The 14,502-nt window shown below is 71.7% G+C and carries 12 protein-coding genes; 8 read left to right on the forward strand and 4 right to left on the reverse strand.

Features of this window, described 5'->3' with window-relative positions:
• Positions 1-200 precede the first annotated feature (200 nt).
• A complete protein-coding gene (gene dnaE / locus JEK78_RS18035; protein WP_200260862.1) occupies positions 201-3,743 on the forward strand; it encodes a DNA polymerase III subunit alpha in 3,543 nt (1,180 codons plus the stop codon).
• 65 nt (positions 3,744-3,808) lie between these two features.
• Here dnaE and JEK78_RS18040 read toward each other — a convergent pair whose 3' ends face one another.
• Positions 3,809-3,979, reverse strand: a complete 171-nt coding sequence (locus tag JEK78_RS18040) for a hypothetical protein (RefSeq protein WP_200260865.1) — start codon at positions 3,977-3,979, stop codon at positions 3,809-3,811.
• Between the two features lie 224 nt (positions 3,980-4,203).
• Between JEK78_RS18040 and JEK78_RS18045 the strand changes: the two genes are divergently transcribed.
• The 4 genes from JEK78_RS18045 to JEK78_RS18060 all read left to right on the forward strand — a co-directional run bounded on the left by JEK78_RS18045 (position 4,204) and on the right by JEK78_RS18060 (position 8,297).
• Entirely contained in the window at positions 4,204-5,409 is a 1,206-nt protein-coding gene (locus JEK78_RS18045; RefSeq protein WP_200260868.1) for an NYN domain-containing protein, read from the forward strand.
• Between the two features lie 120 nt (positions 5,410-5,529).
• Complete coding sequence (locus JEK78_RS18050) at positions 5,530-6,504, forward strand: ABC transporter ATP-binding protein (protein ID WP_200264236.1); 975 nt, start codon at positions 5,530-5,532, stop codon at positions 6,502-6,504.
• 217 nt (positions 6,505-6,721) lie between these two features.
• Positions 6,722-7,543, forward strand: coding sequence for an ABC transporter permease (locus JEK78_RS18055; RefSeq protein WP_200260871.1), 822 nt, complete (start codon positions 6,722-6,724; stop codon positions 7,541-7,543).
• 34 nt (positions 7,544-7,577) lie between these two features.
• Positions 7,578-8,297: an AAA family ATPase gene (locus tag JEK78_RS18060; protein WP_242483130.1), complete on the forward strand. Its 720-nt coding sequence runs from the start codon at positions 7,578-7,580 to the stop codon at positions 8,295-8,297.
• Positions 8,298-8,309: 12 nt separating this feature from the next.
• Here the strand turns inward: JEK78_RS18060 and ybaK are convergent, their stop codons facing one another.
• From ybaK to JEK78_RS18075, 3 genes are all read right to left on the reverse strand, one after another.
• The gene (gene ybaK / locus JEK78_RS18065; protein ID WP_200260874.1) at positions 8,310-8,810 is read right to left on the reverse strand and encodes a Cys-tRNA(Pro) deacylase; all 501 of its coding nucleotides are present in this window, start codon (positions 8,808-8,810) and stop codon (positions 8,310-8,312) included.
• Between the two features lie 46 nt (positions 8,811-8,856).
• Positions 8,857-9,597 (reverse strand): LON peptidase substrate-binding domain-containing protein, encoded by a 741-nt coding sequence (locus JEK78_RS18070; RefSeq protein ID WP_200260877.1) that lies wholly within the window; start codon positions 9,595-9,597, stop codon positions 8,857-8,859.
• A gap of 115 nt (positions 9,598-9,712) precedes the next feature.
• The gene (locus tag JEK78_RS18075; RefSeq protein ID WP_200260879.1) at positions 9,713-11,290 is read right to left on the reverse strand and encodes an oxidoreductase; all 1,578 of its coding nucleotides are present in this window, start codon (positions 11,288-11,290) and stop codon (positions 9,713-9,715) included.
• Between the two features lie 182 nt (positions 11,291-11,472).
• Here JEK78_RS18075 and hisD point away from each other — a divergent pair, with 182 nt between their 5' ends.
• From hisD to hisB, 3 genes are read left to right on the forward strand one after another with little or no spacing between them, the layout of a single operon-like run.
• Entirely contained in the window at positions 11,473-12,798 is a 1,326-nt protein-coding gene (hisD, locus tag JEK78_RS18080) for a histidinol dehydrogenase (RefSeq protein ID WP_200260882.1), read from the forward strand.
• Positions 12,795-13,901, forward strand: coding sequence for a histidinol-phosphate transaminase (locus tag JEK78_RS18085; protein ID WP_200260885.1), 1,107 nt, complete (start codon positions 12,795-12,797; stop codon positions 13,899-13,901). The genes hisD and JEK78_RS18085 overlap by 4 nt, the downstream gene beginning before the upstream one ends.
• Entirely contained in the window at positions 13,898-14,500 is a 603-nt protein-coding gene (gene hisB, locus JEK78_RS18090; RefSeq protein ID WP_200260887.1) for an imidazoleglycerol-phosphate dehydratase HisB, read from the forward strand. The genes JEK78_RS18085 and hisB overlap by 4 nt, the downstream gene beginning before the upstream one ends.
• The last annotated feature ends 2 nt before the right edge of the window (positions 14,501-14,502 follow it).

Genomic DNA, 14,502 nt, shown 5'->3' on the forward strand with positions numbered 1-14,502 from the left:
GGGTGCCTCCTGGAGGTGTGACGGTGGTGATCGAGGGTCCTCGACCGGGCAACGTGCGGCGGCCCGCGGTCGTGCCCGTGACCCTGGCAGTAGGTACGCGTCCGAGCCCGCCGAGTGTCACCGCGGCGGCATAGACTTCGGGACCGTCCCCCCCGGACCGAGCACCGACCGTCGCGCGTACTTTCCCCTGGAGGCCGAGCGTGTCCAAAGCGCCGTTCACGCACCTGCACGTCCACACCCAGTACTCCCTGCTGGACGGCGCCGCGCGGCTGAAGGACATGTTCGACGCGTGCGGCGAGATGGGCATGACCCACATCGCCATGTCCGATCACGGAAACCTGCACGGCGCGTACGACTTCTTCCACTCCGCCCGAAAGGCCGGCATCACCCCGATCATCGGGATCGAGGCGTACGTGGCCCCCGAGTCCCGCCGCACCAAACGCAAGATCCAGTGGGGCCAGCCGCACCAGAAGCGGGACGACGTCTCCGGTTCCGGTGGCTACACCCACAAGACGATGTGGGCGGTCGACCGCACGGGGCTGCACAACCTCTTCCGACTGTCGTCGGACGCCTATGCCGAGGGCTGGCTGCAAAAGTGGCCCCGGATGGACAAGGAGACCATCTCCCGGTGGTCCGAGGGCATCGTGGCCTCCACCGGCTGCCCCTCGGGCGAGGTACAGACGCGGCTGCGCCTGGGTCACTTCGACGAGGCGCTGCGCGCGGCGGCCGACTACCGCGACATCTTCGGCAAGGACCGCTACTTCCTGGAGTTGATGGACCACGGCATCGACATCGAGCGTCGCGTCCGCGACGGTCTGCTGGAGATCGGCCGGAAGCTCGGCATCCCCCCGCTGGTCACCAACGACTCGCACTACACCTACGCGCACGAGGCCACCGCCCACGACGCCCTGTTGTGCATCCAGACCGGCAAGAACCTCTCCGACCCGGACCGCTTCAAGTTCGACGGCACCGGCTACTACCTGAAGTCGACGGAGGAGATGTACGCCATCGACTCCTCCGACGCCTGGCAGGAGGGCTGCGCCAACACCCGGCTGGTCGCCGACATGGTCGACATCACCGGGATGTTCGAGAAGCGCGACCTGATGCCGAGGTTCGACATCCCCGAGGGCTACACCGAGGTCACCTGGTTCCAGGAGGAGGTCCGGCGTGGCATGGAGCGGCGCTTCGCGGGCGGAGTGCCCGACGATCGTCGCAGGCAGGCCGAGTACGAGATGGACGTCATCATCCAGATGGGGTTCCCGGGCTACTTCCTGGTGGTCGCCGACTTCATCATGTGGGCCAAGAAGAACGGCATCGCCGTCGGGCCCGGGCGAGGCTCCGCGGCCGGTTCGATCGTGGCGTACGCACTCGGCATCACCGACCTCGACCCGATCCCGCACGGGCTGATCTTCGAGCGGTTCCTCAACCCGGAGCGCGTCTCGATGCCCGACGTCGACATCGACTTCGACGAGCGCCGGCGCGTCGAGGTCATCCGCTACGTGACCGAGAAGTACGGCGCCGACAAGGTCGCCATGATCGGCACCTACGGCACCATCAAGGCGAAGAACGCGATCAAGGACTCCGCGCGGGTGCTGGGCTACCCGTACGCGATGGGCGACCGCATCACCAAGGCGATGCCCGCCGACGTCCTCGGCAAGGGCATCAACCTCGACGGCATCACCAACCCCGAGCACCCCCGGTACTCGGAGGCGGGCGAGGTCCGGTCGATGTACGAGAACGAACCGGACGTGAAGAAGGTCATCGACACCGCCAAGGGCGTCGAGGGCCTGGTTCGGCAGATGGGCGTGCACGCCGCCGGCGTCATCATGTCCAGCGAGACCATCACCGAGCACGTACCGGTCTGGGTGAGGCACACCGACAACGTCACCATCACCCAGTGGGACTACCCGAGCTGCGAGTCGCTCGGCCTGCTGAAGATGGACTTCCTGGGCCTGCGCAACCTCACGATCATGGACGACGCCGTGAAGATGGTGAAGTCCAACAAGGGGATCGACATCGATCTCCTCGGCCTCCCCCTCGACGACCCCAAGACCTTCGAGCTGCTCCAGCGCGGCGACACCCTGGGCGTCTTCCAGTTCGACGGCGGCCCGATGCGCTCCCTGCTGCGCATGATGAAGCCAGACAACTTCGAGGACATCTCCGCCGTCTCGGCCCTCTACCGGCCGGGTCCCATGGGCATGAACTCGCACATCAACTACGCCCTGCGCAAGAACGGTCAGCAGGAGATCACGCCGATCCACAAGGAGTTGGAGGAGCCGCTCACCGAGGTCCTGGACGTCACCTACGGCCTGATCGTCTATCAGGAACAGGTGCAGAAGGCCGCACAGATCGTCGCCGGGTACTCGCTCGGAGAGGCCGACATCCTCCGGCGCGTCATGGGCAAGAAGAAGCCCGAGGAACTGGAGAAGAACTTCGTCATCTTCCAGGGTGGCGCCCGGAAGAACGGCTACAGCGACGAGGCGATCCAGGCGCTTTGGGACGTGCTGGTCCCCTTCGCCGGATACGCCTTCAACAAGGCGCACTCGGCCGCCTACGGCCTCGTCTCGTACTGGACGGCCTACCTCAAGGCCAACCACCCCGCCGAGTACATGGCCGCGCTCCTCACCTCGGTCAAGGACGACAAGGACAAGTCGGCCGTCTATCTCAACGAGTGTCGTCGCATGGGCATTCGGGTGCTTCCTCCCAACGTCAACGAGTCCATGGCGAACTTCGCCGCCCAGGGCGACGACGTCATCCTCTTCGGCCTGTCCGCCGTGCGCAACGTCGGCACCAACGTCGTGGAGGCGATCATCCGGAGCCGCAAGGCCAAGGGGAAGTACGGCTCTTTCCCCGACTATCTGGACAAGGTGGAGGCGGTCGTCTGCAACAAGCGCACGACCGAGTCACTGATCAAGGCGGGCGCCTTCGACGAGATGGGTCACACCCGCAAGGGCCTCACCGCCCAGTACGAACCCATGATCGACAATGTCGTCGCGGTCAAACGCAAGGAGGCCGAAGGGCAGTTCGACCTCTTCGGCGGCATGGGTGACGACGACGGCGACGGCGAACCGGGCTTCGGCATGGACGTCCGCTTCACCGACGAGGAGTGGGACAAGACCTACCTCCTCGCCCAGGAGCGGGAGATGCTCGGACTCTACGTCTCCGACCATCCGCTGTTCGGGCTGGAGCACGTCCTGTCGGACAAGGCCGACGCCGGCATCTCCCAACTCACCGGAGGGGACTTCGGCGACGGCGCGGTCGTCACCATCGGGGGCATCATCTCGGGCCTTCAGCGCAAGATGACCAAGCAGGGGAACGCCTGGGCCATCGCGACCGTCGAGGACCTGGCCGGGTCCATCGAGTGCATGTTCTTCCCCGCGACCTACCAACTGGTCTCCACGCAACTCGTCGAGGACGCGGTGGTCTTCGTCAAGGGTCGGTTGGACAAGCGGGAGGACGTGCCGCGGCTGGTCGCGATGGAGCTGATGATCCCCGACCTCTCGCACGCCGGGACCAACGCGCCGGTCGTGCTGACCATCCCGGCGACCCGGGTCACTCCGCCCCTGGTGAGCCGCCTCGGCGAGATCCTCGGTCACCATCGGGGCGACAGCGAGGTGCGCATCCGGCTCCAGGGGCCGACGAGGACGACCGTGCTCCGACTCGACCGCCACCGGGTGAAACCCGACCCCGCGCTCTTCGGCGACCTCAAGGTCCTGCTCGGGCCGTCCTGCCTGACCGGCTGACGCCGGCGGGGGCGCGCCCGGTCTCGGGCGCGCCCCCGTCTCGCGCAATGACCGCCCGGTGTGTCTCAGTTGTGGCCGAAGCGCTTCTGGCGCTTCCCTCGCGGAGCGGACTCGCCGGGTATGAGGGCGGCGGCCTGGGCATCCGGCTCGGGGGACTCCCCGGCCGACGGGCGTGCCGAGGGAGAGGTGCGCTCGGCCTGCGGTCGCTTGCGATCGCGGTTCTTGTTCTTGGCCATGGTGATCTGCCTCCCGGAGGGGTCTGGGGACCAGGACCGGGATCAGATTCACACAACCGAACAAAGAACGCATGTCGGACAATTACGGTACGTGAGGGGGGTTCCAGGGGGTGCCGCGAGCCGGTTCGCCACGCCGAAGATCGAGTTCGGGCCGCTAACCCCCTTGCGGTCGGGCAGACTCGAGGGAAGCCCGAAGCAAACCTCCCGGAAAGAGGGTGGACCGCGTGGACCGCTGCATCGTCCTGGTGGACGCCGGGTATCTGCTGGGGGCCGCCGCCAGTCTCCTCGCCGGCGAGCCCTCGCGGTCCCGCATCCTGGTGGACCACGCGGCGCTGATCCAGGGTCTCCGCGAGCGCGCCCGGGCCGAGACCGGGCAGCACTTGCTTCGCATCTATTGGTTCGACGGCGCCCCCGACCGCGTGCCGCAACCGGAGCACCGCCGCCTGAGGGTGATGCCCCGGGTCACCGTGCGCCTGGGTGCGCTCACCCGAAGCGACGGCCGGTGGGCGCAGAAGGGCGTCGACGCCGCCATGCACGCGGAGTTGACGGAGCTGGCCCGCAACCGGGCCTGCTCGGACATCGTGCTGGTCACCGGCGACGGCGACCTCCTGCCAGGCATGATGGCCGCCAAGGAACACGGGGTGGCCGTCCATCTGTGGGCCGTGCAGGCCGCGGATGGCGACTACAACCAGTCCGAGGACCTCGTGGCCGAGGCCGACGAACGGCGGGTCCTGGACCGGGACTGGATCACACGCGCCGTTCGCGCCCGGGAACACGCCGGTACCGGCGCGCCGTCGTCGGTACCGAGACCGGAGATCGCCGCCATCCTCTCCGCTCCGCTCCCCGAGTCCGCGCCCACCGGCGAGCGCGCCGGACAGGCCCGGTCCGACACTTCCGCCGGGGCCGACCGCGACGGCGCCGAGGATCGCGGGCCGACCACTCGGGGCGTCCCCACCCCCAAGGACCTGGCCGCCCTGCGGGGACCGGGCAGCCCGTCGCCGGCCCAGCCGGCGACGGCCACCCTGCGCTGGTCCTCCGACCGGGGCTGGGTGGACCGGCCCGCGTCCGAGCCCGCCGAGGCCGGTGGCATGCCCACGCTGGCCCAACTCACCACCGCCGAGCAGCGCTGGGCGGACCGCGAGGAGGACATCACCACCGTCGGCGGCGACCCCTACGAGGTGGGGCAGGTCTTCGCCCGCCGCTGGGTGGCGCGGCTGGCCGACGAGGGGCAGTTGCGGAGGCTCTCGGCGATGTATCCGCGCGTCCCGCACCGCATCGACGGGGAGCTGCTGCGCTACGCCGCCCGGTTCGGGCTGCTGGCCCACAAGGACGACCAGATCGACGAGCACGACCGGTACGCGATCCGTGCCGGCTTCTGGCGGGAGATGGGTGTTCCGGCGGCCTCGGAGCAGAGTTCCGAGGCCGAGTGACCCGCCCTGACGGCGGACCCGCCGGGCGTCACCCGAGAGCGGCCCTCGGCCGCCGACCCCGTACTCTCGTCCCTTGTGGATACGCGTGCGGCAGGAACGAACCGACCCGGTGACGAGGTCGTGTGCGCCGTTCGCGGGCTGACCAAGACCCATCCCGCGGTGCGAGGACGGCGCGGCAGACCGGCCGTGCCCGCCGTGCGGGCCACGGACGGGGTGACCCTCGACGTCCGGCGTGGTGAGATCTTCGGGCTGCTCGGTCCGAACGGCGCCGGAAAGTCCACCCTGGTGCGCCAGTTGACCGGACTCATGCGACCCGACGGCGGCACGGTCGAGATCCTCGGCCACGACATCGTCCGTCACCCCGAGCGGGCCTCCCGCGTCCTGGCCTATCTCGGTCAGGAGTCCACCGCGCTGGACGAGCTGACCGTGTCCCTCGCCGCGGAGACCACCGCCCGGCTTCGGGGAATGGGCGCCCGCGAGGCACGCGCCGAGCGGGACGCCGTGCTGGGAGAACTGGGCCTGGAACCGATCGCCGGGCGCCCCCTGAACCGGCTCTCCGGCGGGCAGCGCCGGCTCGCCTGCGTGGCGGCGGCCTTGGTCGGAGAACGCTCCCTGCTGGTCCTGGACGAGCCGACGACCGGCATGGACCCGGTGGCGCGACGAGCGGTCTGGGCCGCCGTCGACCGCCGCCGCGCGGAACGCGGGACGACGGTGTTGCTGGTCACCCACAACGTCGTCGAGGCCGAGACGGTGCTCGACCGGGTCGCCGTCCTCGACCGGGGTCGGGTGATCGCCTGCGACAGCCCGACCGGGCTCAAGGAACGGGTGGCCGGAGAGGTACGGGTCGACCTGGTCTGGCGCGAGACCGCCCCGGGACACGTCCCCGAGGTCGCCGCGCTCCGCGACCGCGCCGTCGCGTCGGGGCGCCGCTGGACGCTGCGGCTGGCCCCCGAGGAGGCCCGAGCGGTCGTCGCCACGGTCACCGGCGGCGCCGCCTTCGCCGCGCTGGACGACTTCACCCTGACCACCCCCAGCCTGGAGGACGTCTACCTCGCTCTGGGAGGAGCCGCCCGGCAGGGCCTGGTGAGGGCGTGACCCGCCCCGCCGGTGGGGAACCGGGCACGCGTCGGGCCTCTCCGGGCCGCCGGGGGCGCGCCGTGCCGGTAGCGTGCTCCCGGGGGGCCGACGACGGCGCGCCTCGGCGGCGCCTCGCCGGTGCGTCGGGGCACACCGTCCCCCGTCCCCCGGGCGAGCCGGTCCTCGTGACCGGGTCAGGGCCGGCGATCGCCGCAGCGAAGAGGAGCAGCAGGACGTGAGTGGCGCATCCGCCGAGACCCTCCCGGGCGAGGTCCGTGACGCGGAGTCCCCGGTCCGCGAAGCGGCCGCGTTGGGCCCGCGCGCCCGGATGCTCCCCGCGCTGGCCGCCGTCTACCGGGCACAGTTGTCGCGTGCCCGGGTCGCGCGGATCCCCCTGCTCTTCGTCGCCACGTTCCAGTCGGTCGGGATCATGATCCTGATGCGGGGAGTGGTGGACGGTGGCGAGGAGGCACGCGCCGTGGTCGCGGGGGCCTCGGTGCTCGTCGTGGCCTTCGTGGCGCTCAACCTGCTCGCCCAGTACTTCGGCCAGCTCCGGGCCGGCGGCGGCCTCGACCACTACGCCACGCTGCCGGTGCCGCCCGCCGCCGTGGTCCTGGGCGCCGCCGGCGCCTACGCCTCCTTCACGGTGCCCGGCACCGTGGTGACGGCCGTGTTCGGGTGCGTGCTGTTCGGCCTGCCCCTCACCCACCTGTGGATCCTGGTGGCCGTGATCCCCCCCGCCGGCGCCGCGCTGGCCGGCCTCGGCGCGGCGTTGGGGCTGCTGGCCCCCCGTCCGGAGCTGGCCACGCTCCTGGGTCAGCTCGGCATGTCGGCCGCGCTGCTGCTCGGGGTGCTGCCGGCCGATCGGATGCCCGAGGTGGTGCGTCTCGCCCGCGACCTGCTCCCCTCGACCTACGGGGTGGAGGCCTTGGCCCGCACCTTCGCGCCGCGCCCCGACTGGGCGCTGGTCGTGGGCGACCTCGCCGTGTGCGGGGCGGTCGGTGTGTTGTCGCTCGCCGTGGCCACCTGGGCGTACCGCCGGGCGGCCGTCCGATGACGCGCCCCATGCGAGGGCCTGGCACGATGGCTGGGTGACCGCACCGCTGACGCCGCCGCCGCCGTCCCGCCCGCCCTCCCGGGAACACGCTCCGAGCCCCGAGCCCTTGGAGGAGAGGTCCGGCCCGGCGGAGGGCGAGGCCGGTGCCGGCGTCGCCCGGTACGGAGAACAGGACGGTCCGGGAATGAAGACCGAAGCGCGGGAGGCCGCCCTCACCGTGGTGGCCCTGGCCGTATCCGGGGTGCTGTTCGGCCTGCTGTGGTGGTGGCTGACCCCTCGGGTGCCGCTGATCGGCGAGCGGAACGACGGGAACTGGGTGGTCTACCTCAAGGACTCCGAGGGCGAGCAGTCGATCGCCGTCGACGGCACCTTCGCGCTGCTCGGCGTGGGCTTCGGCGTGTTGGCGGCGGTGATCCTCTTCGTGGTCAGGCGGCGTGGCGGACCGGCGCTCGTCGTGGCCCTCGGTCTGGGAACGCTGCTGGGGTCGCTCGTCGCGTGGCGGGTCGGGGTCTGGCTCGGGCCTCCGCAGGACGTGGTCGCCCACGCTCGGTCGGCGGGCGAGGGCGCGACCTTCCCCGCCCCGCTGAGACTGGGTGCCAAGGGGGCGTTGCTGGCCTGGCCGCTCGCGGCGCTCGCCGTGCATCTGGCCCTCACCGGGATGTTCGGTCCTCGGGATCCGGAGCAGGAGTCGGCCTTCCCCGAGCCGCCGCGGGAGGGGGAGGACTCCGAGGATCGTTCCCCGGGCGGACCGTGACCTCGGGCCGGGTCAGGAACGGCCGATCGGCGCCAGGACCGCGCCGGTGAGCGTGGCCAGGTCGGCCGGGGCCAGTTCCACCTCCAGCCCCCGACGGCCGGCCGACACGCAGATGGTGGGATGCGCGGGGGCGGAGTCGTCCAGCACCGTCCGCAGGCGTCTGCGCTGCCCCAGTGGGGAGATGCCTCCCCTGACGTAGCCGGTGGTGCGTTCCGCGAGGACCGGATCGGCCATCGCGGCGCGTTTGCCGCCGACGGCCGAGGCGAGCGCCTTCATGTCCAGCTTGCCCGCCACCGGGACGACCGCCACGGTGAGCGTGCCGTCGATGTCCGCCACCAGGGTCTTGAACACCCGCTCCGCGGGGACGCCCAGCGCCTCGGCGGCCTCCTCGCCGTAGGACGCCCCGGCGGGGTCGTGGTCGTAGGCGTGCAGCGTGTACGCCACCCCCGCCGCCGTGAGCGCCGAGGTGGCCGGGGTGCCGCCCGGCCGTTGTCGCCTGGTGTTCCTCGCCATTCGGCGGCCTCCTCGCGGGACCCGGGTGCCGCCCGGGTGGTGTCGGTCAGTTCGGGCTGGTGGGCCCGCGGGTCAGGTCCGACGCGGGCAGTGAGGGGAGCGTACGGATGAGGGCGGTCTCGGTGCGCAGGAGTCGCAGTTCCTCCCGCAGCCGGGAGGCGGTGTCCGGGGCCTGGAGGAGCCGTTGTCTGGTCGGCGTGTCGAGCATCATCGCCGCGGCCACGAGGTACGAGACCACCCCCGGCTCGTCCGGGAGTTCGGCACCAGCGGCCAGCGAGCGCTCCCGTGCTCCGGCGAGGCGTTTCTGGTAGGCGCGGAAGGCCCTCAGCACCCCCTCGGCCAGTGCCCCGGCCTCGTCGCCCGGCTCCTCGGGCAACGGCTCCAGCTCGGCGGTGAGGAAGGGGCCGTCGGTGTCCACCGACACCAGGCGCACCCGGGTCGTCCCCGTCGCGAGCACCTCGAAGGTGCCGTCCGGACGCTCCCGTACGGTCGCCGCGTCGGCCACGCAGCCGATCCGGTGGAACGCGCGGAGAGGGTCGGGCCCGAAACCGGCGGTCGGACCGCGGTCCCGCGCCGCGGTGGGGTCGGGTAGCCCCGGGCCGCTCGGCGCCACCTCGTGGCCGTCGCGGATGGCGACGAGGGCGAAACGACGTGGCTCGTCCTCGGGCGTCTTGAGCAGTTCGCGCATCATGGCGCGATAGCGCTCCTCGAAGACGTCGAGGGGGAGCACCAGCCCCGGGAACAGTACGGAGTTCAGCGGGAAGAGCGGCAGCCGGACGGTGGTCACGTCGCAGAAGCCTAGCGGCCGTCGTCGCGAGCGGGGCACGCCGACCGTCCGCCACGTTCGCGTGGTCGCGGCGCGTCGCCCGACGTGTGTCCCGCCCGAGCGCGCGACGCGCCCCTCACCCGCGTCGCAGCAGGCGGGTCGCTCCGGCCGCCACCGTGGTGGCGAGGATCCACCCCAGGAGGATCAGCGTGGCGGCGAGCCACTGCCAGGCGCCGCGGAGCTGCCAGTGGTCGACCTGCCCCAGTTCGATCACCGGGAGCAGCAGGTCCAGGGCGAACAGGGTCGGGTTCCAGGAGGGGTGCTCGTCGCTCTTCAGGGGGGCCAGGTCGGACTGGGCGAAGGCGATCGATCCCGCGGCCCACAACAGCGCCATCCACACCGCCGCCCGGCCGGGCCGGTACCCGTAGGCGACCGTCCAGTCCTGGACGTACCCCCACAGCTTGGCCGCCGCCGGCAGGCTCTCCCGCCGCCGACGCTGCTTGGCGAGCAGCACCTCCCGAGCCTGCTCGTCCTCGCCGCCCGCCCGCAACACCGCGGCCAGCCGTTCGTACGGCTCGGGGTGGTACTCGGCGGTGGCGGCTGCGACCCACCGCAGCCGCACGTCGAGAGGGAACGGGCCGCGCGGCACCAGGGTGTCGTAGGCGAAGCCGCCCATCTGAAGGCGCCCCGGCCCCGGCCAGCTGTCCGCCCGGTCCACCAGGCCGACCACCTTGGCCCCGGACAGCACGACCCGCCCCCGCTCGGGTCGCTCGCCGAGGAAGCGCAGTTCGGGGGTCTGGACCCGGCGCAGGGACAGTTCCTGCCCCTCCGCGAGGAGGAACCTGGCCAGCTCCAGGTCCAGGGCGTCGCCGAACCGGCCGTCGTCGAGCCGGACCCCTCCCCGGCACTCGAAACGTTGGATGCGGGTGCCCTGTGCCGGTGTGGTGCCGTGGAGAAGCGGATCGCCCACGCCGGCGGGTGTCAGGTAGAGGGTCCGGCCGACGGTGAGCTGGGGAGCGTTGAGAGCGAAGCGCGCGTAGGGGTGGTGCAGGCGCGCGCCGCGCAGGCTCAGCGACACCCCCACCGTCGCGCCGCGCAGGCTCGTCTCGCCGTGCGCCTCCAACAGCTCTCCTTGAAGGTCCTGACCGACGGCCAGACCGTCCGCCGCGATGGCCCGCCCGCTGCGGTCCCGATGGGCCACCGACTCGTTGAGCATCAGGTCCGTGCCGATCTGGGCGTCGGTCAGCCGGACCCCGCGATGGAAGCGGCAGCGCGGCAGGTGAAGATCGCCCTCGGTGTGCAGCCGGGCCGCCTCCAGTCGCGGCACGGAGCAGTCGATCAGTCGCACGGTGGCGCACCTGGCCTCGGGGAGCAGCACCTCGCGTTCGAATCGGCACCCGCGCAACTCGACATAGGGCACCACGACGCCCCCGGCGAGATCCATGGTGCCGCTGACCCGGACACCCGCCAGCTTCAACGCGGAGACCCGACCCGCCAGGGCGGGCGGCCCGTCCAGCAGGAGCCAGCACACCACCCGGGCCCGGACCGTTCGCTCCGGTCCCCAGGGATGGCCGCCGTGGGGGTCGTCCACCACCGAGTCTCCGCTGCTCAGGTCATACACCGTGCCATCGCGGAAGCGGTGCCACATGGCGGCCTCGGCCGACGTCAGATCCGCGGGCGGCCCCTCCGGCCGCGTGCGGGGTCTCTCGCTCAACCCCTGTCACCTCCCCGTCGCGTGCTCCCGGAGTCTCGTACACCCGTTCATGCCCCCGGGTGGTCGATCGGACACGTGGCGTGAGTGTCGAGGTGGAGAGGGCGCGCGGCCCCGTGCCCGCCGCGTATCAGCCCTCGATACGCGCGCACGGCGTCCGGCGGACGTCTGCGAGAATTGGTGACGTGATCTCCCGAATCGATCTGCGCGAGGAGGGCCTCCCCGAGGAGCCCGCCCTGCGCGCCCTGCTGCCCCGAGCCGACTTCGACGTCGCGGCCGCCCTGGAGAAGGTGGGCCCGATCTGCGAGGCCGTGGGCCATCATGGCGACACGGCGCTGATCGACTTCGCCGAGCGGTTCGACGGCGTGCGGCTGGACCGCGTCCGGGTCCCGGCGGCAGCCCTGACCCGAGCCCTCGAAGAGCTGGATCCGGCGGTGCGGGAGGCCCTGGAGGAGTCGATCGCGCGCGCCCGGCTGGTGCACCGGGCCCAACGCCGTACCACCCATACCACCCAGGTGGTGCCCGGTGGCACGGTCACCGAGAAGTGGGTCCCGGTGCGGCGGGTCGGCCTGTACGCGCCCGGCGGCAGGTCCGTCTACCCCTCCTCGGTGGTCATGAACGCCGTTCCCGCGCAGGAGGCGGGCGTCACCTCGATCGCGCTCGCCTCCCCGCCACAGCGGGAACACGGAGGCCTCCCTCACCCGACCATCCTGGCCGCCTGCGCTCTGCTGGGCGTCGACGAGGTGTACGCGGCCGGAGGGGCCACGGCCGTGGCGATGTTCGCCCACGGCACCGAGTCCTGCCCCGCCGCGGACATGGTCACCGGGCCCGGCAACATCTGGGTCGCTGCGGCCAAGCGCTACTTCACCGGGAAGATCGGCATCGACGCCGAGGCCGGACCGACCGAGATCGCCGTCCTGGCCGACGACACCGCCGACCCCGTCCACCTCGCCGCCGACCTGATCAGCCAGGCCGAGCACGACCCGTTGGCCGCCGCCGTGCTGGTCACGGATTCCGTCCCCCTGGCGGACGCCGTCGAGCGGGAGCTGGAGAACCAGGTCGCCGCCGCCCGCCACGTGGAGGACCGGATCCGGCCCGCCCTCACCGGGCGCCAGTCCGCCATCGTGCTGGTGCGTGGTGTGGAGGACGGGCTTCGCGTGGTCGACGCCTACGGTGCCGAGCACCTGGAGATCCAGACGGCCGACGCCGCGGCCCTCGCCGACCGGGTGCGGAACGCCGGCGCGATCTTCGTCGGCCCGTGGGCGCCGGTCTCCCTGGGCGACTACGCGGCCGGGTCCAACCACGTCCTGCCCACCGGCGGCTGTGCCTGCCACAGCTCCGGGCTGTCGGTCCAGTCCTTCCTCCGCGGCATCCACGTCGTGGACTACACCCGGGAAGCCCTGGCCGACGTCGCGCACCACGTGGTCACGCTGGCGGAGGCCGAGGACCTGCCGGCGCACGGCGCGGCGATCAAGGCCCGCTTCGAGTGGAAGGTCCCCGAGAGCACGTGACCGACATCGACGACCTCCCCGTGCGGGACGAACTGCGCGGCAAGTCCCCGTACGGCGCTCCCCAACTGGACGTACCCGTTCGGCTGAACACCAACGAGAACCCCTACCCGCTGCCGGACCCCTTGGTGGAGCGGATCGCCGAGCGGGTCCGTGAGGCGGCGCGCCACCTCAACCGCTATCCGGACCGCGACGCCGTGGAGCTGCGCGGGCGGCTCGCGGAGTACCTGACCCGTACCTCGGGTTTCCCCGTCGACCATCGGCGCGTCTGGGCGGCGAACGGTTCCAACGAGGTGCTCCAGCAGGTGTTGCAGACCTTCGGCGGGCCCGGCCGGACGGCCATCGGTTTCGAGCCGTCGTACTCCATGCACGCGCTGATCGCCAGGGGAACCGGCACCCACTGGGTCTCCGGCCCCCGCTCGGAGGACTTCTCCGTCGACGTCGACGCCGCCCGGAAGGCGATCGACGCGCACCGACCGCACGTCGTGTTCGTCACCACCCCCAACAACCCCACCGGCGCCTCCGTGCCCCGCGACACGGTCGTCGCGCTGTACGACGCCGCGCAGGCGGCGGGGCCCGCCATGGTGGTGGTCGACGAGGCGTACGTGGAGTTCAGCCACGGCGACTCGCTTCTGCCGCTGTTGGACGGCCGCCCCCACCTGGTGATCTCCCGCACGATGTCGAAGGCCTTCGGCGCGGCGGGGCTGCGCCTGGGCTACCTCGCCGCCGATCCCGCCGTCGTCGACGCCGTCCAGCTCGTCCGGCTGCCGTACCACCTCTCGGCGATCACCCAGGCGACCGCGCTGGCCGCGTTGGAACACACCGACACGCTGCTCGGCTACGTCGAACGACTCAAGGCCGAGCGGGACCGGCTGGTCGCGCGGTTGCGCGGGATCGGCTACGACGTGGTCGAGTCCGACGCCAACTTCGTGCAGTTCGGGCGTTTCCGTGACGCGCACGCCGCCTGGCGCTCGATCCTCGACCGCGGCGTGTTGGTCCGCGACAACGGCGTGCCGGGATGGCTGCGGGTCACCGCCGGCACCCCGGAGGAGAACGACGCCTTCCTCGACGCGGTCGAGGAAGTGAAGAAGGAGCAGAGCACATGAGTCGCGAGGCGCGTGTCGGACGCATCGAACGCACCACCAAGGAGACCTCGGTCGTCGTCGAGATCGATCTCGACGGCACCGGCCGGACCGACATCGCCACCGGCGTCGGCTTCTACGATCACATGCTGGACCAACTCGGTCGTCACGGCCTGTTCGACCTGACCGTGAAGACCGACGGGGACCTGCACATCGACTCCCACCACACCATCGAGGACACCGCCCTCGCGCTGGGGGCCGCCTTCCGGCAGGCGCTGGGGGACAAGACGGGGATCCACCGCTTCGGCACCTGCTCGGTTCCCCTGGACGAATCGCTCGCCCAGGTCACCGTCGATCTCTCCGGCCGTCCGTACCTGGTGCACACCGAGCCGGAGCGGATGGCGCCGATGATCGGCGAGTACGACACCACGATGACCCGACACATCCTGGAGTCCTTCGTCGCCCAGGCCCGGGTCGCCCTGCACGTGCACGTGCCCTACGGTCGCAACGCCCACCACATCGTGGAGTGCCAGTTCAAGGCGCTGGCCAGGGCGCTTCGCCAAGCCGCCGAACGCGACCCCCGGGCCGCCGGCATCCTGCCCTCGACGAAGGGCGCCCTGTAGCC

The organism is Streptomyces sp. HSG2, assembly GCF_016598575.1.
Lineage (GTDB): Bacteria > Actinomycetota > Actinomycetes > Streptomycetales > Streptomycetaceae > Streptomyces.

Excerpts from the sequence above, each read along its gene's own strand:
- hisB (WP_200260887.1), top strand. The coding sequence starts at position 13,898 with ATGAGTCGCGAGGCGCGTGTCGGACGCATCGAACGCACCACCAAGGAG.
- JEK78_RS18040 (WP_200260865.1), bottom strand. The coding sequence starts at position 3,979 with ATGGCCAAGAACAAGAACCGCGATCGCAAGCGACCGCAGGCCGAGCGC.
- ybaK (WP_200260874.1), bottom strand. The coding sequence starts at position 8,810 with ATGGCGAGGAACACCAGGCGACAACGGCCGGGCGGCACCCCGGCCACC.